This is a genomic window from Streptomyces sp. ISL-98, from assembly GCF_018614055.1.
Lineage (GTDB): Bacteria > Actinomycetota > Actinomycetes > Streptomycetales > Streptomycetaceae > Streptomyces > Streptomyces spiramyceticus.
In genome coordinates this window covers 129,786-151,812 of sequence record NZ_JAGGPB010000026.1, presented here as the reverse complement: position 1 = coordinate 151,812, position 22,027 = coordinate 129,786, and the positions used below count along the sequence as shown (strand labels likewise).

General features: G+C 70.7%; 16 protein-coding genes. 8 read left to right on the top strand and 8 right to left on the bottom strand.

Going from position 1 to position 22,027, the window contains the following annotated elements; translation table 11 throughout:
• The first annotated feature begins 37 nt into the window (after positions 1-37).
• A complete protein-coding gene (locus J7I98_RS19135; RefSeq protein WP_214921960.1) occupies positions 38-793 on the top strand; it encodes an enoyl-CoA hydratase/isomerase family protein in 756 nt (251 codons plus the stop codon).
• Position 794: 1 nt separating this feature from the next.
• Here J7I98_RS19135 and J7I98_RS19130 read toward each other — a convergent pair whose 3' ends face one another.
• Together J7I98_RS19130 and J7I98_RS19125 are read right to left on the bottom strand one after the other, a co-directional pair.
• Positions 795-1,412, bottom strand: coding sequence for a DJ-1/PfpI family protein (locus J7I98_RS19130; RefSeq protein ID WP_214921959.1), 618 nt, complete (start codon positions 1,410-1,412; stop codon positions 795-797).
• 16 nt (positions 1,413-1,428) lie between these two features.
• The gene (locus J7I98_RS19125) at positions 1,429-2,400 is read right to left on the bottom strand and encodes a GlxA family transcriptional regulator (RefSeq protein ID WP_214921958.1); all 972 of its coding nucleotides are present in this window, start codon (positions 2,398-2,400) and stop codon (positions 1,429-1,431) included.
• Between the two features lie 112 nt (positions 2,401-2,512).
• Between J7I98_RS19125 and J7I98_RS19120 the strand changes: the two genes are divergently transcribed.
• From J7I98_RS19120 to J7I98_RS19105, 4 genes are all read left to right on the top strand, one after another.
• Positions 2,513-3,373: a hypothetical protein gene (locus tag J7I98_RS19120; RefSeq protein WP_214921957.1), complete on the top strand. Its 861-nt coding sequence runs from the start codon at positions 2,513-2,515 to the stop codon at positions 3,371-3,373.
• Positions 3,374-3,460: 87 nt separating this feature from the next.
• Positions 3,461-3,607 (top strand): LPFR motif small protein, encoded by a 147-nt coding sequence (locus J7I98_RS19115; RefSeq protein WP_214921956.1) that lies wholly within the window; start codon positions 3,461-3,463, stop codon positions 3,605-3,607.
• Positions 3,608-3,733: 126 nt separating this feature from the next.
• On the top strand, positions 3,734-6,172 hold the full coding sequence (locus J7I98_RS19110) for a Tex family protein (RefSeq protein WP_214921955.1): 2,439 nt from the start codon (positions 3,734-3,736) through the stop codon (positions 6,170-6,172).
• Positions 6,173-6,395: 223 nt separating this feature from the next.
• A complete protein-coding gene (locus tag J7I98_RS19105; RefSeq protein ID WP_214921954.1) occupies positions 6,396-6,551 on the top strand; it encodes a hypothetical protein in 156 nt (51 codons plus the stop codon).
• 57 nt (positions 6,552-6,608) lie between these two features.
• On the opposite strand, the gene J7I98_RS19100 is transcribed toward J7I98_RS19105, so the two are convergent.
• Both J7I98_RS19100 and J7I98_RS19095 read right to left on the bottom strand, forming a co-directional pair.
• Entirely contained in the window at positions 6,609-8,246 is a 1,638-nt protein-coding gene (locus J7I98_RS19100; RefSeq protein WP_214921953.1) for an ABC-F family ATP-binding cassette domain-containing protein, read from the bottom strand.
• A 398-nt stretch (positions 8,247-8,644) separates the two neighbouring features.
• A complete protein-coding gene (locus tag J7I98_RS19095; protein WP_214921952.1) occupies positions 8,645-9,673 on the bottom strand; it encodes an oxidoreductase in 1,029 nt (342 codons plus the stop codon).
• 66 nt (positions 9,674-9,739) lie between these two features.
• Here J7I98_RS19095 and J7I98_RS19090 point away from each other — a divergent pair, with 66 nt between their 5' ends.
• A complete protein-coding gene (locus J7I98_RS19090) occupies positions 9,740-10,681 on the top strand; it encodes an FAD-dependent oxidoreductase (protein WP_214921951.1) in 942 nt (313 codons plus the stop codon).
• A 476-nt stretch (positions 10,682-11,157) separates the two neighbouring features.
• On the opposite strand, the gene J7I98_RS19085 is transcribed toward J7I98_RS19090, so the two are convergent.
• The 3 genes from J7I98_RS19085 to J7I98_RS19075 form a co-directional block, all read right to left on the bottom strand.
• Positions 11,158-12,906, bottom strand: coding sequence for a BCCT family transporter (locus tag J7I98_RS19085; protein ID WP_308377858.1), 1,749 nt, complete (start codon positions 12,904-12,906; stop codon positions 11,158-11,160).
• 81 nt (positions 12,907-12,987) lie between these two features.
• A complete protein-coding gene (locus J7I98_RS19080) occupies positions 12,988-14,268 on the bottom strand; it encodes a M14 family metallocarboxypeptidase (protein WP_214921949.1) in 1,281 nt (426 codons plus the stop codon).
• Positions 14,268-16,208, bottom strand: coding sequence for a Xaa-Pro dipeptidyl-peptidase (locus J7I98_RS19075; protein ID WP_251020847.1), 1,941 nt, complete (start codon positions 16,206-16,208; stop codon positions 14,268-14,270). The genes J7I98_RS19080 and J7I98_RS19075 overlap by 1 nt, the downstream gene beginning before the upstream one ends.
• A 203-nt stretch (positions 16,209-16,411) precedes the next feature.
• Here J7I98_RS19075 and J7I98_RS19070 point away from each other — a divergent pair, with 203 nt between their 5' ends.
• Positions 16,412-17,926 (top strand): M1 family metallopeptidase, encoded by a 1,515-nt coding sequence (locus J7I98_RS19070; protein WP_214921947.1) that lies wholly within the window; start codon positions 16,412-16,414, stop codon positions 17,924-17,926.
• A 113-nt stretch (positions 17,927-18,039) separates the two neighbouring features.
• Positions 18,040-19,074, top strand: coding sequence for a LacI family DNA-binding transcriptional regulator (locus J7I98_RS19065; RefSeq protein WP_214921946.1), 1,035 nt, complete (start codon positions 18,040-18,042; stop codon positions 19,072-19,074).
• 34 nt (positions 19,075-19,108) lie between these two features.
• Here J7I98_RS19065 and J7I98_RS19060 read toward each other — a convergent pair whose 3' ends face one another.
• Positions 19,109-21,898, bottom strand: a complete 2,790-nt coding sequence (locus J7I98_RS19060; protein WP_214921945.1) for a glycosyl hydrolase — start codon at positions 21,896-21,898, stop codon at positions 19,109-19,111.
• Positions 21,899-22,027: the final 129 nt, after the last annotated feature.

The following is a 22,027-nucleotide window of genomic DNA, read 5'->3' as shown; positions in this document are numbered from 1 at the left end:
CGTCATGGGGTCGCACCGCACGGATAGCATCCGGCGCATGGAGCCACAGCTGCAGCACACCGTCGCGGACGGCGTCGCCACCGTCGTCATCAGCAATCCCGCCAAGCGCAACGCCATGACCGCGGGCATGTGGGGCGCGCTGCCCGGCCTGCTGGAACGGCTCGCCGCGGACACGGACGTACGGGCGCTGGTGCTGACGGGCGCCGGGGACACCTTCTGCGCGGGCGCGGACATCTCTTCACTGCGCGATCCGGGCGAGGAGGCGCAGGCGCTCGCTGTACGGGCCGAGGAGGCGCTCGCTTCGTTCCCCGGGCCGACGCTGGCGGCCGTCCGGGGTTACTGCGTGGGCGGCGGCAGCCAGCTGGCCGCGGCCTGCGATCTGCGGTTCGCGGAGGAGGGCGCGTCCTTCGGCGTCACACCGGCGAAGCTCGGGATCGTCTATCCCGCGTCGTCCACCCGGCGGCTGGTCGCGCTGGTGGGTCCTGCTGCCGCCAAGTACCTGTTGTTCTCGGGCGAGTTGATCGGTACGGAGCGGGCGCTGCGCACCGGCCTGGTGGACGAGGTGCTTCCGGCGGGCCAACTGGCCAAGCGGGTCGAGGAGTTCACCCGGGTGCTCGTCTCGCGCTCGCAGCTGACGCAGGCGGCGGCCAAGGAGTTCGCGAACGGGCGGCAGGACCGGGACGCCCACTGGGCGGAGCAGGCGCGCGGCAGCGGCGACACCGCGGAGGGTGTCGCCGCCTTCCTGGAGCGCAGGGCTCCGCGCTTCACCTACAAGGTGGCAGGCGGTTCCTGAGTCATCGGTCCCGCCAGCGGGCGACGATCTCCGCCGGGGCCTTCTCCGGCGAGCCCGCGTCGTACGGGGGCTGCGGGTCGTACTCGGTCATCAGCTGTACGGTCTGGGCGACCTGGTCACCGGCGACCCGGCCGAGCAGGTGCAACGCCATGTCGATGCCGGACGAGACGCCGGCTGCCGTGACGTACTTGCCGTCGAACACCACCCGCTCGCCGGTGGGCTCGGCACCCGCGGCCTTCAGCTCGTCCATCGCGAGCCAGTGTGTCGTGGCGCGGCGGCCCTTGAGGAGGCCCGCCCCGGCCAGGATCAGCGACCCGGTGCACACCGACGTGGTCCAGGTACTGGTGGCGTCCACCGCGCGGACCCAGTCCAGCAGCTCCTCGTCGCGCATGGCCTGCCGCGCGTCGGGGCCGCCGGGCACGAGCAGGATGTCCGGGCTCGTCACCTCGGCGAGGGTGCGGTCGGCGACGAGGGCGAGATTGCCCTGGTCGTTACGGACGGGGCCGGTCTCCTTGGCAACGAACACGGTTTCGGCGCCGGGCAGGTGACTGATCAGCTCGAAGGGGCCTACGGCATCGAGGGAGGTGAAACCTTCGTAGAGGAGAATGGCGGTCTGCATGTGGGCTGTCTGCCTTTCAGTGGGTTTGTACGGGGGCATGGAAACGGCGCCGGTACTCGGCGGGCGGCGTGCCCAGCGCCTTGACGAAGGCGCGGCGCATGGCCTCCGGCGTTCCGTAGCCGGCCGCTCGGGCGACCTCCTGGACGCCGTCGCCGGTCCCCTCCAGGAGGCGCCGCGCGTGTTCGAGGCGGACGCGGTCGACGTACCGGCCGGGTGTCGTGCCGGTCTCCGCCTGGAAGGCGCGGGCGAAGTGGCGCGGCGACAGCAGAGCGCGGGCCGCCAGAACCTCGACGGACAGGTCCTCGCCGGGGTGCTCGGTGATGTACTGCTGGACCTCGCGCAGTGGCTCGCGCCGGGCGGTCTGGGCGGCGAGCTGGGCACTGAACTGCGCCTGGTTTCCCGGCCGTCGGAGGAACACGACGAGGTGGCGGGCGACGGTGAGTGCGGTCTCCCGGCCGAGGTCCTCCTCTACCAGCGCGAGGGCGAGGTCGATACCGGCGGTGACACCGGCCGATGTGGCCAGCTTTCCGTCGCGTACGAAGATCGGGTCCGGGTCGACCTCGACGGCCGGGTACTTCCTGGCGAGATGCTCGCAGACCCCCCAGTGCGTGGTCACCCGGTGCCCGTCGAGCAGGCCCGCCTCGGCGAGCAGCAGCGCCCCGCTGCAGACGGAGACCAGGCGTTCAGCCTTCGGGGCGTTCTGGCGCAGCCAGTCGACGAGCCGGGGGTCCGGGCTGCGGGTGCCGGGGCCGCCGGGGACGAGCAGGGTGTGGGGCGTGGGGGCGTCGGCGAGTGCGAAGTCCGGTACGACCTGGAGGCGGCTGGAGGTGCGGACGGGTTTGCCGTCGAGCGATGCCGTACGGATCCGGTACGCGCCGTCGGGGTCGCCGACCTGCAGGGCGGCGCCGGTGAAGACCTCCACCGGGCCTGTCACGTCCAGGCTCTGGACGTCGTCGAAGAGGACGACGAGTACCGATCGCTGTGTCATGGGATCCATCCTTGGGGCGGCCAGGTATGTCCGCAATGACGAGGACCCCACCTTTACTGCCATGACGCCCCGGCTCTTCACGTCGTACCGACCAGTCGGTAACGTGCCTGCCATGACCTCTCTTCCCCCGCGCGCCGGCCGCCGCTGTCACAACGCCCTCAACCCGCTGCACTCCACGGTCTACTTCTCCCCCGACTTCGCCAAGGAGCTCGCGGGACTGGGCATCGAGGACAGCAACGCCGCCTACTTCGCGGGCCGGGCCGCCGCCATGGGCGCGGTCGGGCCCGGCGTGATCGCCGCGTCCTTCTACAACTTCAGCCACGCGCTCATCGCCCGTCACGTCCCCGAGGTGTGGCGTACGGCCGCCCCCGAGGTCGTACTCGAAGCGCGGCTGCGCGCCGCCGACACCACACTGCGGCGGCTGCTCGGCGAGGAGGCCGTCGCATCCGACGAGATGGCGGAGGCGGCCGGGCTCGCCCTGCGCGCCGCCGAGGCCTGTACCGCGCACGCCCGTCCGCTGTACGCCGCCCACGCCGATCTGCCCGTCCCCGAGCAGCCCCACCTCGCGTACTGGCACGCCGCGACCCTGCTGCGCGAGCACCGCGGCGACGGCCACCTCACCGCGCTGCTCGGCGCCGGGCTCGACCCGGTGGAGGCGCTGGTCAGCCATACCGCGACCGGCAAGGGCATGTCGCCGCGCTGGACGCTGGCGACCCGGGGCTGGAACCGTACGGACTGGGAAGCGGCCTCCGACCGGCTCCGGGAGCGCGGGCTGCTGGAAGGCGAGGGCGAGTTGACCGAGGCGGGCACCGCGCTGCGCGCGGAGCTGGAGGACACGACGGACCGGCTCGACGCGGCGCCGTACGAGCACCTGGGCGCGGAGGGTGTGGAGCGGCTGACCGTGCTCGGGCGCGGTTTCCTGGCGGCGGCGGTGGTCGCCGGGGCGTTCCCGGCCGACCTCACCGGCAAGTGAGTCTTCACCCCTGACCGGCGGGGTTTGCGTACGCGCAGAACGGCTACCCGTACTGCTGTCCGATACCGAGACAGCAGGAGGTCCGACGTGTTCCGTGCGATAGCTGATGGACTCCGTATGGTCGGCTCGGCCATCGCGAATGTGGTGACCCTCCCCTTCCGGCTCCTGGCCCGGCTCTTCGGCGGCGCGTCCGACACCGCGTCGCGCGGCGGCCGGCGGGGGCGGCGTGCCTGACGGGGCCTGCTGGAGGGGCTCGGCCGAGAGAGGCGTGGCGGCCGGGGGTGCGCGACAGGAGACCCGACAACCCTGCACAATGCAGGCTCAAGCACAGCCCGCAGGAGAAGGCGAGTCGGGAACATCGTGACGACGTCCATCGAAGGCAGGATCGCCGAGGAGCTCGGCGTAAAGGAGCGGCAGGTCCGGGCCGCCGTGGAATTGCTCGACGGCGGCTCGACCGTGCCGTTCATCGCTCGCTACCGCAAGGAAGCGACCGAGATGCTCGACGACGCGCAGCTGCGCACCCTCGAGGAGCGGCTGCGGTATCTGCGGGAGCTGGAGGAGCGGCGGACCGCGATCCTGGAGTCCGTACGGGAACAGGGCAAGCTGGACGAGGCCCTCGAGGCGCGGATCAGGACCGCAGACACCAAGGCACGGCTGGAAGACATCTATCTGCCGTTCAAGCCCAAGCGCAGGACGAAGGCTCAGATCGCCCGCGAGGCGGGGCTCGAACCGCTGGCCCAGGGGCTGCTGGGCGACCCTTCGGTGGACCCTCTCGCGGCCGCTGCCGCGTTCGTGGACGCGGAGAAGGGCGTCGCGGACGCCGCCGCCGCGCTGGACGGTGCGCGGGCCATCCTCACCGAGCGCTTCTCGGAGGACGCCGACCTCATCGGTGAGCTGCGTGAACGCATGTGGTCGCGCGGGCGTCTCGCCGCGAAGGTGCGGGTCGGCAAGGGAGAGGCGGGCGCCAAGTTCGCCGACTACTTCGACTTCGCCGAGCCGTTCACCGCGCTGCCCTCGCACCGCGTCCTCGCCATGCTGCGCGGCGAGAAGGAAGACGTACTCGACCTGGTCCTCGAACCGGAGGAGCCGTCGGACGAGACCGGCCCTACGACGTACGAAGGCATGATCGCCCGGCGCTTCGCGATCTCCAACCAGGGCCGCCCCGGCGACAAGTGGCTGGGCGACACCGTGCGCTGGGCCTGGCGCACACGCATCCTCGTCCACCTCGGGATCGACCTGCGGCTGCGGCTGCGTACCGCCGCGGAGGACGAGGCGGTACGCGTCTTCGCGGCGAACCTGCGTGACCTGCTGCTGGCGGCGCCGGCCGGGACGCGGGCGACGCTGGGGCTCGACCCGGGGTTCCGTACCGGCGTGAAGGTCGCCGTCGTCGACGCGACCGGCAAGGTCGTCGCGACGGACGTGATCTACCCGCACGTGCCGCGCAACCAGTGGGACGAGGCGCTGGCGAAGCTGGCGCGGCTCGCGAAGGAGCACGCCGTCGAACTCGTCGCCATCGGCAACGGCACGGCGTCGCGCGAGACGGACAAGCTCGCCGGTGAACTGTGCGCCAAGCACCCCGAGCTGAAGCTGACGAAGGTGATGGTCTCGGAGGCGGGCGCCTCCGTCTACTCGGCGTCGGCCTTCGCCTCGCAGGAACTCCCGGACATGGACGTCTCGTTGCGCGGCGCCGTTTCGATCGCGCGGCGGCTGCAGGACCCGCTCGCCGAGCTGGTGAAGATCGACCCCAAGTCGATCGGCGTCGGCCAGTACCAGCACGACCTGTCCGAGGTGAAGCTCTCGCGCTCGCTCGACGCGGTGGTCGAGGACTGTGTGAACGGGGTGGGTGTCGACGTCAACACCGCGTCCGCGCCGCTACTTTCGCGGGTCTCCGGCATCAGCTCCGGGCTCGCCGAGAACATCGTCTCGCACCGCGACGCCAACGGTCCCTTCCGGTCCCGGAAGGGGCTGAAGGATGTGGCACGGCTCGGCCCGAAGGCGTACGAGCAGTGCGCGGGCTTCCTGCGGATCCTCGGCGGCGACGATCCGCTGGACGCGTCGAGCGTGCACCCCGAGGCGTATCCGGTGGTGCGGGCGATGGTGAAGACGGCGGGCAGCGGGGTGGGGACACTCATCGGGAACACGGCGGTGCTGCGGTCGCTCCGGCCCGCCGATTACGTGAACGACACCTTTGGGCTGCCGACCGTGTCGGACATTCTGAGGGAACTGGAGAAGCCCGGGCGTGACCCGCGGCCCGCGTTCAAGACCGCGACCTTCAAGGACGGCGTCGAGAAGATCGGCGATCTGGCGGCCGGGATGATCCTTGAGGGTGTGGTGACGAATGTCGCCGCGTTCGGTGCGTTCGTGGATGTGGGGGTGCACCAGGACGGGCTGGTGCATGTGTCGGCGCTTTCGAAGACCTTCGTGAAAGATCCCCGGGATGTGGTGAAGCCGGGTGACATCGTGAAGGTCAAGGTCATGGACGTCGACATTCCGCGCAAGCGGATTTCGCTGACGCTGCGGCTTGACGATGAGGCGGCGGCGTCGGGTGCGGCGCCCGGTGGGCAGAGGCGGGAGCGGGGCGTTGGTTCGGGTGGCTCGGGTGGCTCGGCCGGCTCGGGTGGCCGGCCGCCGCAGCAGCGGCAGGGGGGCGGTGGCGGGCGTCGCGGCGGTAGTGGCGGCGGCTCTGGTGGCGGCGGGTCGCGGCAGGCGCCGGCTCCGACGAACAGTGCGATGGCGGATGCGCTGCGGCGGGCGGGGCTGACGGACCCGAAGCCGGGCGGCGCGGGCAAGCGCGGCTGACCGTGGGGGGCGGGGCGGGTCGGGGCAGCTCCGCGGGCTTCCCCTACCCGCCCTTTCTCGCACCGGGGCAGGCCCCCGGGCTCCCCTGGGGTACGAGTGCCCTTGCGCCGTACGCGCGGCTGGAATCGGTGTCTTGACGGCGGGTGGGTGCGCTCCGACGCTGAGGAGCGTAGGCACCCCGGCGCACCGCCGGGGTGTTCGCCTCTCGGACGGAGGGTGCCCCATGTCGCGCGATGACGACGAGCTCATGCGTTTCGCCGAGCAGGAAGCCAGGCGCAGGGCCGAGGAGGAACACGCGAAGTTCCAGGCCGAGCAAGCGGCGTACTCCCAGCGGCTCCAGGACGAGGCCGAGGCCCGGCGAAGGGCCGAGAATCCCTGAGCCGGGTTCGGCTCGGCTTGAGCAGGGCGGCGGCCTGTGCCGACCGCCTTGCTCGTGTCAGTGCTCGGTGACCTTGCCGTCCGCGACCTCGATACGCCGGGTCGTACGGACCGCGTCCAGCATCCGGCGGTCGTGCGTGACCAGCAGCAGTGTGCCCTCGTACAAGTCGAGTGCGGACTCCAGCTGCTCGATCGCCGTCAGGTCGAGGTGGTTCGTCGGCTCGTCCAGCACGAGGAGGTTGACTCCCCTGCCCTGGAGCAGCGCGAGGGCCGCGCGGGTCCGTTCGCCCGGGGAGAGCGTCGTGGCGGGGCGCAGGACGTGCGCCGCGCGCAGGCCGAACTTGGCCAGCAGGGTGCGTACGTCCGCCGGCTCCGTGTCGGGGACGGCCGCGCAGAAGGCGTCGAGGAGGGACTCGGAGCCGTAGAACAGACCGCGGGCCTGGTCGACCTCGCCGACGACCACCCCGGGGCCGAGCGCGGCATGGCCCGCGTCGAGCGGGAGGCGGCCGAGCAGGGCGGCGAGGAGCGTGGACTTGCCCGCGCCGTTGGCTCCGGTGATCGTTACGCGGTCCGCCCAGTCGATCTGGAGCGACGCCGGTCCGAAGGTGAAGCCGTCGCGGCGGACCTCCGCGTCGCGCAGGGTGGCGACGACCGCGCCGGAGCGCGGGGCCGACGCGATCTCCATGCGCAGCTCCCACTCCTTGCGGGGCTCTTCGACGACGTCCAGGCGCTCGATCATGCGCTGCGTCTGGCGGGCCTTCGCCGCCTGCTTCTCGCTGGCCTCGCTGCGCATGTTGCGGCCCAGCTTGTCGCCGTCCGTGGCCTTGCGGCGGGCGTTTCTGACGCCCTTGTCCATCCAGCCGCGCTGCATCTGGGCGCGGCCTTCGAGGGCGGCCTTCTTGTCGGCGTACTCGTCGAAGTCCTCGCGGGCGTGCCGGCGGGCGGTGTCGCGCTCTTCCAGGTACGCCGCGTAGCCGCCGCCGTACAGCTTGATCTGCTGCTGAGCGAGGTCGAGCTCCAGGACCTTGGTCACGGTGCGGGTGAGGAATTCGCGGTCGTGGCTGATGACGACGGTGCCGGCGCGCAGGCCGGAGACGAAGCGTTCGAGGCGCTCCAGGCCGTCCAGGTCGAGGTCGTTCGTCGGCTCGTCGAGGAGGAAGACGTCGTACCGGGAGAGGAGCAGCGAGGCGAGGCCCGCGCGGGCGGCCTGGCCGCCGGAGAGAGCGGTCATCGGCTGGTCGAGGCCGACGGTCAGGCCGAGGGACGCGGCGATCTCCTCGGCGCGTTCGTCCAGGTCGGCGCCGCCGAGATCGAGCCACCGCTCCAGGCCGACGGAGTACGCGTCGTCCGCGCCCGGTGTCGCGTCGACGAGCGCCTGGGTCGCCTCGTCGAGTGCGGTCTGCGCGGCGGCCACTCCGGTACGCCGGGCGAGGAACGCCCGTAGCGTCTCCCCCTCGCGGCGCTCGGGCTCCTGCGGGAGGTGCCCGACGGTCGCGGTCGGCGGGGAAAGCCGCAGCTCACCGCCCTCGGGGGTATCGAGCCCGGCGAGGAGGCGCAGCAGCGTGGACTTGCCCGCGCCGTTGACACCTACGAGACCGATCACGTCGCCGGGCGCGACGACGAGGTCGAGTCCGGAGAAGAGGGAGCGGTCGCCGTGGCCGGCGGCGAGATCTTTGGCGACGAGAGTTGCAGTCATCAGGCCTCAGATCTTAGCGATGGCTTTGGGCGGACCGACGGGCACGGCCCGGAGACTGGTGGGGTGGCGGTGCGGAGGGAGTGGCTGGTGGGGTGCGGGGGGGGTGGGGTGCGTGCGGATGGAGTGGCTGGTGAGGTGCGGGTGCGCGTGCCGATCCGTGCGGTGCGGCCCGGTGCAGCGGTGCGGCCGGTGTCGGGCGCCGGTGGGGTGGCGGCACAGGGACAGTGCCGAGCGTGGGGCGCCGGTGCGTGGCACAGGCGCGGTGCCAGTGCGGGGCGGGGCACAGGTGCCGGGGCGGTTCGTGCTGCGGTGGTGCTTGTGCGGGCGGACGCCGCACTCGGACGGAGTCCGGCGCAGCGGCCCGAAGCCCTCGGAGCGGAGTGTCAGGAGCGCGGGAATCAGCGGACCATTGGGGCCACCAGTACTCCTCCCATCGTGCGCGCCACTATGAAGGACTGCCCCTTCGTCGCCCGCCCGTCCAGCGGAATCCGGTGCTTCCCCGGTTCCAGCACGTCGTCGAAGAGCTCATGGGTGTGCGTCCGGTACAGGCGGTCCAGGCGGTACGCGATCAGCCGTACCCGGCAGGTCGACGTCACCTCCACCCCCGCCTCGCCCTCCACCGCCACCAGCCGCGTCAGGCGCCGCTGCTCCAACGGGCTCCGGTCCAGGGCGTGTTCTATCTGGGCCACCAGGAGCGGGACTATGGGCGCCAGGCCGTCCACGTAGGCGACGTCGGCGCCGGCGCGTTCGAAGGCGGCCCGTACCGCTGCGCGTTCGTGTTCGTCGATCGCCCGGCCGAAGGCCACCGCCCCGTACGCCCGTAGCTCGTCGGCCGGGACGTCCGCCGCGTCGCGCGTGATGTCCGCACCGATGTTGATCGTGCGCAGGGCGGCCGCCAGCTTGGCCAGTACGTCGACTCGCGCGCCGATCAGCAGGACCCGGCGTCGCGGCGGGGGCTCCTCGTCGACGTCGGCCAGCAGCTGTTCCAGCGCCGCGCGGTATTCCTCTCCGCGGAAGCGGAACGGGCCTATGCCGTGGTAGCCGTTCAGTTCCAGGTCGGCGTCCTCGTTCGTCTGCCACGCGAAGTCCCGCCAGACGAAGTCCTCCCCCGCCTGCTCGATGACCGCGGTGACCGCTCCGCACTCCAGGCTTTCGCACTCCGGGCACCCGTAGATGACGTACCGGCCGCCGGGCAGAGGCGCGGCCGCTTCCAGCAGGAGGCCGCGTACCTGCGCGGTGAAGATGGCGGGCGGCACGTCCGAGGCCAGCGGGGAGACCGCGTCCAGGTCGGAGAGCTGGTGGAGGAGGGGGCGGCCGTCGACGATGAAGTCCATGAATTCGCGGTGCACTTGGTAGCCACCATTGGCGAGAACAGCACCGGCTCGCATCGCCGGAGCCAGCCCGAAGGTCGCGTAGTCGGCAGACATGTCCTGAGTATCCCCAGCCATGACGTGATGTGAGCACGGCATGACAGATTCCGTTAGCGTCCGGCCATGAGCAGCGATGTGATTGTGGTGGGCGGCGGCGTGACGGGGCTGACCACGGGCCTCACCCTGGCCGAGGCCGGCAACCTGGTGCGGGTCTGGAGCAGGGAGGCTGCGGAGTCCACGACTTCGGCAGTGGCCGGGGCGCTGTGGTGGCCGTACCGCGTCGAGCCGGAGGAGCTGGTGGGCGAGTGGTCACTCACGTCGTACCAGGTGTACGAGGAGCTCGCCGCGAAGCCGGAGGAGACCGGTGTACGGCTGGTCGGGGGCGTTCACGCGGACACCTCGCCGGCCGGACTGGGCGCGTGGGCGGCGGAGTTGCCCGGGCTGCGGGAGACGGCAACGGGGCTGCGGGCCGTGCTGCCGCTCATCGACATGCCCGTGCATCTGCGGTGGCTGCGGGAGCGGTTGGCGGCGGTGGGCACGACCGTCGAGAACCGCGGCATCACTGACTTCGCCGAGCCGGCGTCCGAGGCGGGGGTGGTGGTCAACTGCACTGGGCTGGGCGCGCGGGAGCTCGTACCGGATGCGGCGGTTCGGCCCGTGCGGGGGCAGCTGGTCGTGGTCGAGAACCCCGGGATCGAGGAGTGGTACACCGCCGCGGATCCGGCGTCGAGCGCGACGACGTACTTCTTCCCACAGCCGCGCGGGCGGCTGATCCTCGGCGGTACGGCGGAGGAGGACGACTGGAGCCTTACGCCCGATCCGCGTACGGCGGAAGCGATCGTGGGGCGGTGCGCGGAGGTTCGGCCGGAGATTGCGGGTGCCCGGGTCATCGGTCACCGGGTGGGGCTGCGGCCCGCCCGGACCGGGGGCGTACGGATCGAGGCGAAGCCGCTGCCCGGCGACGGCCTGCTGGTCCACAACTACGGCCACGGGGGCGCGGGAGTCACGGTGGCGTGGGGCTGCGCGGAGGCGGTGGCCGGGCTGGTGGGACGCGAGGGGCGCTGAGTCGCGGGGGCGGGGTGGGCGGTGCGGTGCGGTTGCCCAGGGGCGCTGCGGAACGCCCGTGCACTGTGGTTCCGGGGTCGGTGCGGCGCCGGGGCGACCCCATTTCGGATGCACGCTCGCGCCGTACGGACCAGAGCCTCCCGGGCTTCGTGCAGCTGCGCCGGGCCGGGCGTGGTGCGGTGGCTTCGGGGGCGGTGCCGCGCCGGGGCGTCTCCTCGGGTGCCGAACGGGCGGGGGGTCGCAGTTGTACGCCGCCCAAACTGTGTTCGACACCCTGCGGGGAGCGCCCCCGCACGTCCCCTCCCGCAGTGCGGTGCGCGAAGCGGCGCCGGGCTCGTCCTGCCGCCGCGCCGTTCGGTACGCACGACACCCAGAAACGGTGCCCGCTCGTCCGTCCTCCGCGCCACGCCCACGCCGACGCGCTGCTCGCCGTTCCGGTGGCCCCTGCGCGTCCGCCGGGGAGCTCCCGTGCCCGGTCAGAAGGTCTTGCGGTCTCCGCCTTCCTCCTCCGTGCCGGGCTCCCGGTCCGCGTCCGGGCCCGGGCCGATGCGGATTTCGAATTCGCCGGCGTACTTCTCGTGGCCCGCGATCACCGCACTCTCCACCGCCTCCTCGGCGATCTCACCGCGGACGATCAGCGGGTCCTGGCGCAGGTCGCGCATGAGGGCCAGGCACATGCCCACCATGACCAGGACGAACGGCGCCGCCGCCAGGATCGTCAGGTTCTGCAGGCCTGCCAGCGCGTCGCCCTTGCCGTCGCCGACCAGCAGCATCACCGCCGCCACCGCGCCGGTCACCACGCCCCAGAAGATGACGACGAACCGGGCCGGTTCGAAGGTGCCGCGTTGGGAGAGCGTGCCCATCACGATCGATGCGGCGTCCGCGCCGGAGACGAAGAAGATGCCTACCAGGATCATCACCAGCAGGCTCATCGCACTGGCGATGGGGAACTCCTGGAGTACGCCGAAGAGCTGGCCCTCGGGCGTCGCTTCCTCCCCCAGCTGTCCGCGCTCCTGGAGCTTCATCGCCGTACCGCCGAAGATGGCGAACCAGACCAGGCTGACGGTGCTGGGGACCAGGATCACGCCTCCGACGAACTGACGGATCGTACGTCCACGGCTGATGCGGGCGATGAACATGCCGACGAAGGGCGTCCAGGAGATCCACCAGGCCCAGTAGAAGACCGTCCAGCTGCTCAGCCAGTCGGAGACTTCGCCGCCACCGGTCGCCGCTTCGGTACGTCCGGCCAGTTGCGGAATTTCGTCGATGTAGGCCGCGACCGAGGTGGGCAGCAGGTCGAGGACGAGGATGGTCGGTCCCGCGATGAAGACGAAGATCGCGAGGATTACGGCGAGGACCATGTTGGTGTTCGACAGCCACTGGATGCCCTTTTCGACGCCGGAGACCGCCGAGAAGACGAATGCGACCGTCAGGACTCCGATGATGGAGACGAGCAGACCGGTGCCTGCCTTGTCCATCCAGTCCAACTCTCGGAATCCGCTGCCGATCTGCAGCGCGCCGAGGCCGAGTGAGGTGGCGGAACCGAAGAGCGTGGCGAAGATGGCCAGGATGTCGATGACCCGGCCGGGCGCACCGTCGGCGCGCTTCTTGCCGATGAGCGGTTCGAAGACGGCGCTGATCGTCTGCCGCCTGCGGCGGCGGAAGGTGCTGTACGCGATGGCGAGGCCGACCACCGCGTAGATCGCCCAGGGGTGGAGTGTCCAGTGGAAGAGCGTGGTGGCCATGGCTGTTTGCATGGCGTCCGCCGAGTCGGCCGGGTCGGTCCCCGGCGGCGGTGTGATGTAGTGCGCCAGCGGTTCGCTGACCCCGTAGAACATCAGACCGATGCCCATGCCCGCGCTGAACATCATCGCGACCCAGGAGACGGTACGGAACTCCGGTCCCTCGTGCTCCTGGCCGAGCGGGATTCTGCCGTAGCGGCTGATGGCGAGCCAGAGAGCGAAGACGACAAATCCGGAGGCGGCCAGGACGAACGCCCAGCCGCCGTTGTGCATGAGGCCGCTCAGCATCCTGTCGGAGACGGTCTCCAGCGCCTCGGTGAAGACGGAGCCCCAGAGCACGAACGCGAGGGTGAGAACGGCCGTCACGCCGAACACCACCCGGTCGGTCCGGGGCGTCTCGTCCTCGTGCGGGTGGCGGCCCGGGAGGGCCGCCCTCACCGGCAGCCGCAGCCGTTGACCCGGTTTCTGTTCGTCGTGCGACACAAGCGGCACCTTTCGGAAATTCGCGGAGCCTGATTTCGCTCTCCCGTACCCCCTACCACATGTGTTGCACGTCATGACTGTCTAACAGGTGGTGTCGGGCCGCCCGGTGGTGAGGTGGTACGCCGCCCTCTCGTCGAGCAGCAGAGCCGCCAGGTCGCGCTGGGACTGCCGGAGCGGTACATACGCTCCCTCGGCGCGTGGGTGAGAGACGACGCCGTGCAGCGCCAGTTCGTCCTCCACGTCTGCGTACTGAGAGGAGGAAAGGTGGTAGCCGCAGGGCGGGTCCTGGATGATCTCGGTGGGCTCCGCCGGATCGTTGTCTGCGCCGCCGAGGTAGACGGGGCCTCTGTCCGCGAAGCCCGTCAGACGCGCCTGGGCAGTTGCCCGCTTGATGCCCGCGCGTCGCTCGTCCGCGAAGGTCAATGCCCCGGTGAGGGCTGAGAGTTGGGTTCCCACTCGGCGTCTGTTGTTGAGGGCCGGGTCCTTCTTCTCTGCTGGTGTGAGTGGGTCTACTCGGGTTTCCACCAGCAGGCCCACTGAATGCTTGACGCCCGCCGTGTTGCGCAGGATGCGCTCCTGGCCGTCGCCCGCGACCTGCTTGAGCGGCTCGCCCGTCACCGGGTCGGTCCAGATGCCGTAGATGCCGCTGCTGAATCCGGCGTCCTGGGCGCCGGGTCGTACGTACGACTCGGAGAGGGTGCGCGCCTCCGCGTGCACCCGGTTGTCCGTGTTCAGGTTGCGGGGCCAGAGGGCCAGGAGGTCCTTGTCGTAGTACGGCGAGGTGGCACCGTACTCGTGCAGGTCGTAGATGATTTCGGGCTTGTGGTCACGGATCACGGCGGCCATCGCCCGGGCCTCGGCCGTTTTCAGCGCGATGTGGTCGCGGTTGATGTCCACGCCGTGGGAGTTGGTACGGGTGTTGGCGGCGCGGCCGTCGGGGTTGGCGGTGGGGACTACGAGGACCGTGGTGCGGGCGAGGAAGTCGAGGGTCTTTTTGTCCTTGGCGTATGCGAGGTCTCGGACGGTGGTCAGGCAGGCTTCGCGTCCTGACGGCTCGTCACCGTGCTGCGAGCAGATCAGCAGCATGGTGGTGGACGTGCGGTGCGTACCGATCTGCAGGAGCTGGAGCGGGCGGCCTTGTGCGGTGGTGCCTATGGCGGACATCGTGACGCGGCTGCTGTCGCGGTCCACGGCGGACAGGAAGTCCTGCTCCTCCGGCTGGGTGGTCCAGCGTGCGCCGTTGGTCGTTTCGAAGCCGGTACGGGGCGGGGGCGATGCCGCCTGGGCGGGCGCCGTGACGACGGGTGCGGCCAGGGCCGCGGCGGCGAAGCCGATGACGAGCGCGCGTGTACGGGTGCGCATCAGCGGGTGCCTCCCGGGATCGGACGGATCGCGCGCGGCTCGGCCACGCCGTCGAGGCGGGCGTCCGACGGTGCGGAGTAGCGGGAGCCTGCGGTGGCGCGCGCGAAGGCCTCCGGGCCCCCGACCACGGGCAGCTGGGCGGCCGTACGGGCCAGGTCGATGCCGAGCGTCGGGGTGCTGGACGGAGGCTCGATGAGGCCCGCGTCCGTGCCGCCGACGATCAGGGCGAGCCGGTGGCCCGCCGGGACGACGTGATCGCTCGCGGCGAGGTCGAGGGTGATCGTGTACTGCTTGCCGGGTGTGAGCGGGCGGCCCTTGGCCGGGTCTGCGTACGTGCCGAGGTCGGCCCAGCCGCGGCTGAAGACGGTGTAGTCGACATTCGCGGTACGGGCCTTGGTCTCCTTGAAGCAGGAGCTGTCACCCGTGGTGCTCGCACCCCAGCAGGTGCGCTCGGGGAGGGTGCTGATGCCTTCGCCCGAAGCCTCGTAGTCGCGGATCGTGTCGGGGCCCAGGTCGACGAGGACGGCGGAGAGATGCGCGGTCGGTGTCGACGGTGCCGCGGTGATGGTCACCTCGGAGGAGCCGGACAGGCGCAGGTCGCGGGTGAGCGGCTTGGTGGTGAATCCGGCCTTCGACGGTGTTGACTTGTCGATCTGCGCGGCCCAGTCGCTCTCGCTCAGGTTCGGGTCGTCCGTGAAGGTTTCGGTGGTGCCGGGTGCGGACGGCTTCAGCGACAGCGTGCCGACGCCGGGCGCCGTGCCCTTGCCGGGGCGCAGGGTGGTGGCGTCGGTCGAGCGGGGCGGCCAGACCTTGTCGGTGGACCACTGGTCGGGGGCGCGCTCGATGTCGGCCATCGGCTCGCGGTCGATGCCGTTGTCGTAGCCGAGGAGTTCATGGTCGAACCAGCGGTGCAGGGTCTTCACCCAGTCGCCTCGGCGGAAGTCGAAGGGGTCGACGTGGCCGGTCTGCGAGAGCCAGATCTTGCGGTCCACGCCAGCAGCGGCGAGGGCGTCCCACCACTGGCCGAAGTGCTTGGTGCGGACGTTGAGGTCCTGCATGCCGTGTACGACGAAGACGCTGGCCTTGACGTCGTCCGCGTCCGGTACGTAGTCGCGCTCGGCCCACAGGCGGGTGAAGTCGCCGTTGCGCGGGGCCTCGTCCACCAGGCGTTTCTGTACGGCCTGGCAGCGGGTGCGGGCTTCCGGGCTCTCGACGTAACCGGAGAGCCAGTCGGGGCCGCTGTCGAAGAGCGGGGCGCCCTGGGCGAAGTAATAGTCGTACCAGGAGGAGATGGCGCCGATCGGGACGATGGTCTTGAGGCCCTCGACACCGGTCGCCGCGACGCCGTTGGCGATGGTGCCGTCGTAGCTCTTGCCGATCATGCCGGTGTTTCCGGTGGACCAGCCGGCCTTGGCGCGCTGGGCGCCGGTGCGGGTGGTGTACGCCTTGCCGCGGCCGTTCAGCCAGTCGACGACCGCCTTGGCGGACTGGATGTCGGAGCGGCCGCCTACGTCGACACAGCCGTCGGAGCGGTTGGTTCCGGCCAGGTCCACGGCGACGAAGGCGTAGCCGCGCGGCACGAAGTAGTTGTCGTAGTAGAGCGGGAACTGGACCGGGTTGCCGTTCGCGTCGTACGTCTTCTTCTGGCTCTCGTTGCCCCGGCCGCAGCAGGAGTAGTAGGGGCTGGCGTCCATGACGACCGGGATCTTCCGGCCCTGCTGGGCCGGTTCCCTGGGCCGGACGATGTCGACGGCGACTCGGTCGGTCTTCCCGTCCGCGTCGCCGTCGATTCTGGTGTCCACCCATACGGCTTCGCGGATGGCGTTGTCGTAGGAGTAGACGGGTCTGCTCTCCGTCGGTCCGGCCTGGGCGCCCGCCGGGGTCAGCAGGACCGCTGTCAGGGCGGCCGTAACCGCCGGAATGAGCCTTCGCCACTTCATGCGGGATCCCCGCGCAGTTATCGGCATGGGGCGGAAGGTACCCCGGTCAACTCCCGTGCAAAAGAGGGCAGGAGTGGGCTCACCGGGAACCGCGTATCGGCCGGATGTCAGTCGTGTGACAGGAGTGACTGTGGACATGACTGGTGGCACAGAGGCTGAATAGGCTTCGAACAGATCCTTCGGACTGACCACTTGGAGCATCCGTGCACCGCAGACTCATCGCCCCGAGCGTGCTGACGGCCTCACTTGTGCTGGCGATCCCGGCATCGGCCGCAACTTTCTCGCCGGGCGCCCCGGGCATCGGCGACGCCTACTACCCGGCCAGCGGCAACGGCGGATACGACGTATCCCATTACGACCTCCGCCTGAAGTACCAGCCCAAGATCGACCTGCTGGAGGGCACGGCGACGATCCTCGCCACCGCTACGCAGGACCTCTCGCGCTTCAATCTCGACTTCGGACTGGGCGTCAGCGAGGTCCGCGTCAACGGGGCGAAGGCGAAGTTCATCAAGGAGGGTGACCAGGAGCTGGTCGTCACCCCGGCGTCCCCACTGGCGAAGGGCAAGGCGGTCTCCGTCGTCGTCCGCTACGCCGGCAAGCCCTCCGAGCTCAGCATCGGCGGCTACACGGCGTGGCACCGCACCCCGGACGGCGGTGTCGCCGCCCAGGAGCCCGACTCGGCCGTGTGGTGGTTCCCGAGCAACGACCACCCGCTGGACAAGGCGACGTACGACGTCTCCGTCTCGGTGCCCGACGGCACCCAGGCCATCAGCAACGGCGTACTCCAGTTGCAGAGCTCGAAGCTCGGCTGGACCCGCTACAACTGGCGCTCGAACAAGCCGCAGGCGAGCTACCTCGCCACGCTCGCGGTCGGCAAGTTCGACATCACTACGGACAAGACCGCCGACGGGCTGCCGGTCCTCAACGCGTACAGCCAGGATCTCGGTGACCAGGCAGGCGCGGCGCGCGCGAGCATCGAGCGGACCACCGAGGTCGCCGAGTATCTGACCGAGGTCTTCGGCCCGTACCCCTTCAACGCGCTCGGCGGCTACGTCCCGAACGTGAAGAGCGGCTACGCGCTGGAGACGCAGACCCGGCCGTTCTACAGCCCGCGCCAGTTCGCGAACGGGTCCAACGTCTCGGTCGTCGTGCATGAGCTGGCCCACCAGTGGTACGGCGACAGCGTCTCCGTCAAGGGCTGGAAGGATATCTGGATCAACGAAGGCTTCGCCCGCTACAGCCAGTGGCTGTGGTCGGAGAAGGAGGGCGAGGGCACCGCGCAGGAGCTCGCCGACTACGTCTATCGGACGCGCGCTGCCGACGATGCCTTCTGGACGGTCAAGCCTGGCGACCCGGGCCCGGACAAGCAGTTCGACATCGCCGTGTACGACCGTGGCGCGCTCACCGTGCAGGCGCTGCGCAACGAGGTCGGCGACGAGGACTTCTTCAAGATCCTCAAGGGCTGGACGGCCAAGTTCGCCTACGGCAACGCCGACGTGGGCGACTTCGTGCAGTACGCCGAGAGCGTCTCGGGCAAGCCGCTCGCCGGGCTCTTCGACACCTGGCTGTACGAACCCTCGAAGCCCGGCGCCCCGGCCGCGGCCGAGTCCCGGATCGCGCGCTCGGACGCCGGTGCCAAGCCGGCACAGCCCAAGTCGTGGAAGAAGATCGCCGCGACGAACACCATCCACGAACACGAGCACGGTCACGACCACTGACAGCGGTACGCCGCGCTGCCGCCCCTGAGAGGGGCGGCGGCGCGGCCGATATCCTCCCTCTCTGCGGCTCCGTCCCCGTTGGAGCCGCCCCGAGGAGCCGAGGAGCGCCCGCCTTGCCCGAGCAGTCCGCCGAGTCCCGCCCCACTCTGGAAACCGTCGCGGCCCGCGCCGGTGTCTCCCGGGCCACGGCTTCCCGGGTCGTCAACGGCGGTGAAGGCGTGCGGCAGGCGCTGGCCGACCGGGTGCGGCAGGCGGTCGAGGAGCTGGGATACGTTCCGAACCACGCCGCGCGATCCCTCGTCACCCGGCGCAACGGTGCGATCGCCGTGATCATCGCCGAGCCCGAGTTCAGGATCTTCTCCGACCCCTTCTTCGAGCAGCAGGTGCGCGGCATCAGCAGAGAACTGACGGTGTACGACTCCCAGTTGGTGCTGCTGTGGGCCGAAGGGCCCGGCGACTACGACCGCATCTCCCGCTATCTCGGCGGCGGGCACGTCGACGGCGCGCTCGCCTTCTCCCTGCACAACGACGACGAACTGCCCGCCGTCATAGACCGGGTGAAGGTCCCGACCGTCTTCGGCGGCCGCCCCGGCTGGGCCGGAGCCGGTACGGGCGTCCCGTACGTGGACTGCGACAACCGGGGCGGCGCCCGTACCGCCGTACGCCATCTCGCCGCCCTCGGCCGCAGACACATCGCACACATCGCGGGCCCCCGCGACCAGACCTCCGCGATCGACCGCGCCGACGGCTACCGCGACGTACTGTTCGACGCCGACCCGGCCCTGATGGCACAGGGCGACTTCACCGTGGACAGCGGTGCGCGCGCCATGGCGGAGCTGCTGGAGCGCAGGCCGGACCTGGACGCCGTGTTCGCCGCCAACGACCTGATGGCAGCGGGCGCGCTGCGGGTCCTGCGGGAGGCGGGGCGGCGGGTGCCGGACGAGGTCGCGCTCGTCGGGTTCGACGACATGGTTCCGGTCGCCGAGTCCGTGACTCCGCCGCTCACGACGGTGCGTCAGGACATTGAGGGGATGGGGCGGTTGATGGTCAGGCTGCTCATGAAGGTGCTGAGCGAGGGCAGCCGGGAAGCGGGCGCCCCGGCCTCGGTGATCATGCCGACCGAGCTGGTGCGGCGGGCCTCGGCCTGATGCCGGGGCCCGCCGCGCCGGAGCGTGCTCGCGGTCACTGGTGTGGGATCACCAGCACCGAATCGCCGGTGCCGGTGCGCAGCTTGGACGTGCCGTTGCCGATGGCGCTCCACACTTCGAGGCGCACGGTGCCGCCCTTGAGGTCCCCGAGTGCGCCGGTCGCCGACTTGAGGCCGCGCGCCTGGGTGTACTCCTCCCAGCCCGCCACCGGGTCGGTCGCGAAGTACTGGTAGGTCTCCGTCCGGTCGTAGGTGCCGTCGCCCGTGAGGTCGTAACTGACCCGGGCCTGCTGCCCGAGGCCGACCGTCGTGCCCGCGTCGACCTGGAGGCGGAAGGCCGTCGGCGTACCGGACTTGAGCGTGCCGTTCACCCCCTTGGCCACGTACGTCAGGGGCTGGTGCGGGGTGCCGTCGTGGTTGGCGCCGCCCGCGGAGACGATGGTGTCGGTGGCGGCGGTGGTTCCTGTGGCCGTGGTGAGGGCGCCGCCGGTCCGCAGCTGGAAGGTGTTGCCGGTGGGCGGTTCAGGATCGGGATCGGGGTCCGGGTCGCCGCCTCCGGTGCCGGTGCCCGTCGCGGTCGAGCGGGCGGGCACGTCGAGCTTCTTGCCGTCCGAGAAGGTCACGGTGCGGGTGGTGGCGCCGTGGTTGTGGGCTGCGTACGTCCGTACCGTGCCCTTGGTGAAGACGGCGGACGTCGGGATGTCACCGCTCACCGTCTCGTCGGGGGCCCCGAGCGTGTCGAGCGTGCTGATCCAGTGGTAGGTGTGCGCCTTGGACTCGCCCTGCTCGGGGGTGTACGAGCCGTGGCCCGCATCCCACTTGGCCTTGGCGGCGGCCGGGTCTGCGATCGACTGGAACTCCCAGAGGATGTCGCGCCATTCGACGGCCGGGCCGCCGTTCTCGCGTTCCATCTCCGCGATGTTGCGGCGGATGGCGGCCTTCTCGCCGCCCAGGTGCAGTGAACCGCCCGTCACGGGGAGGACGTTGATGCCGTGGATCTCCTCCGGGTTGGCGGTCCACCAGGTGGCGTACGCCGCGCCGCTGCCCCACACCATGCCGGCCGTGTCGTGGCCGAAGGAGGACGGGTATACCTGCTGGTCGGCGTCGAACCAGTACTGGGCGATCGCCTCGGACTCGGTGGTCAGGAGGTACGTGCCGAGGTCGCGCAGGGCGGTGTCCCCGGTCGCCGAGCCCCAGAGCACAAGGCCGGCGCTGAGGTTGGTGGACTCCGACGACGACTCCTGGTTGTTGCCGGCCGCGAAGCCCTGGTGGCCCGACGCCCAGCTGTGCCCGGCGTACACGTCGAAGCCGCGCAGGAAGGGGAACGCGGTGTCGGTGCGGCTGGGGTTGGCGGCGTCCCGTACGAGTGTCTTGACCATGCCGCCCCATGCCGAGTCGGCGGCCCAGGCCTGGTCGTACTGGGCGACGATCGCGGCCGCGTAGACGTAGTAGCTGTAGTGGAAGTGGTGGTCGTTGAGTTCGGTGTCGCTGCCGTACGACGCGGGGTAGCCGGTCAGCGTCTTCCAGGTCTTGTCGTACGAGAACTCATTCGCCCCGCCCGCCGTGAACCAGTCCTGGAGGCGGCCCTTCATCAGGCCGAGGAGCTTGTCGCGGGTGGCCGTCTCACCGATCTGGTCGGCGACGGGCACGAGCTGGGCGAGGCGGCCGAGCGCCTTGCCCGTCCAGTAGGTGTCGGTGGCACCGGAGAACGGGTCGGCGGCGTTCGCGGCCTCGTCGAGATAGCCCTTGAGCCGGGCCTTGTCGACACCGCTCGACTTCGGCAGTCCCGGCAGCACGCCCGAGGCCCGCTGACTGGTGGTGAAGGAGGTGCCCTCGCGGACCTTCATGGTGCCGCGCGGCGAGACGTACGTGTAGGCGGTGAGCGGGTCGGAGGTGTTCAGCCACTGGTGGCGGTAGAGGGCCTGGAGCGTGCCTGTTTCGCTGCCCTCCCTGGCCTCGGTGGTGAGGGTGTACGTCGCCCTGACCGTGCCGCCGGTGGAGCTCCAGCTCGCCTTGGAACCGGTGACGAAGCTGTACGCGTACTTCTTGTACGTCGCGAGTGCGTCGGTGGAGGGCAGTACGGCGAGCGAGAAGTAGTCCTTGGCGCCGAGGCCTGCGGTGACGGTGGAGCCCGAGATGTTCCAGTCGCTGCCGGCGGGCGTGAAGAGGGCGTAGTGGTGGCCCGCGACGGTGATGCCCAGGACGTTGCCCTGGTCGGCGAAGACGGTGGGCGCGGCGGCCGTCGTGATCCGGGCGCTGCCGCCCGAGCCCTTGGCGTACACGAAGGGCAGGCCGTGGCCGATGGTGGTGCGCAGGGTGCGGGCGCCGTCGGACCAGTACGGGGTGACGGTCCAGTCGGACCAGTCGTCGGCCTTGGTGTCCGGGGAGTTGAGGCCGGTCAGACCGAGGGTGAGGTCGCGCTTGTGGGCGTACTCGTACTGCCTGCCCTCGCCGACGACGGCGGGAGTGGTCGGGTAGCCGACTTCGAGGCCTGCGGCGGTGGCCTGGTAGGTGAGCGGGTGGCCGTACATGGGCGTGGAGTGCGGGTTGTCGCCGTATCGCTGGAAGGCGAGGGAGGACCACCAGTCGTTGGTGGGCAGCGGTTTGTCCTTGGCGGCCGGGGTGAGCTTGGGGGTGACGGGGGCGCCGGTGTTGGTGGTGGGGCCGGATGTTCCGGCGGGCCGTACGTCGGAGTAACTGCCCGATCCGACGGGGACGGTGGCAGCCGCCGCCGGAGCGGCGGCGGAACCGAGGCCGAGTGCGGCCAGGGCCAGAGCCGATACGACGATCAGTACGGAGGCGGATCTGAAGTGGGGAGCCGGCATGGACAGCACCTCGGAATCATGGGGGAAGGGCGTCCGAGAGCGCTCTCAGATGTCATGGAACGTAAAACTCCTGAATTGGAAGTGTCAATACGTATGACAGAGACGGCAGTTGAGGCCGCACCGAGCCGC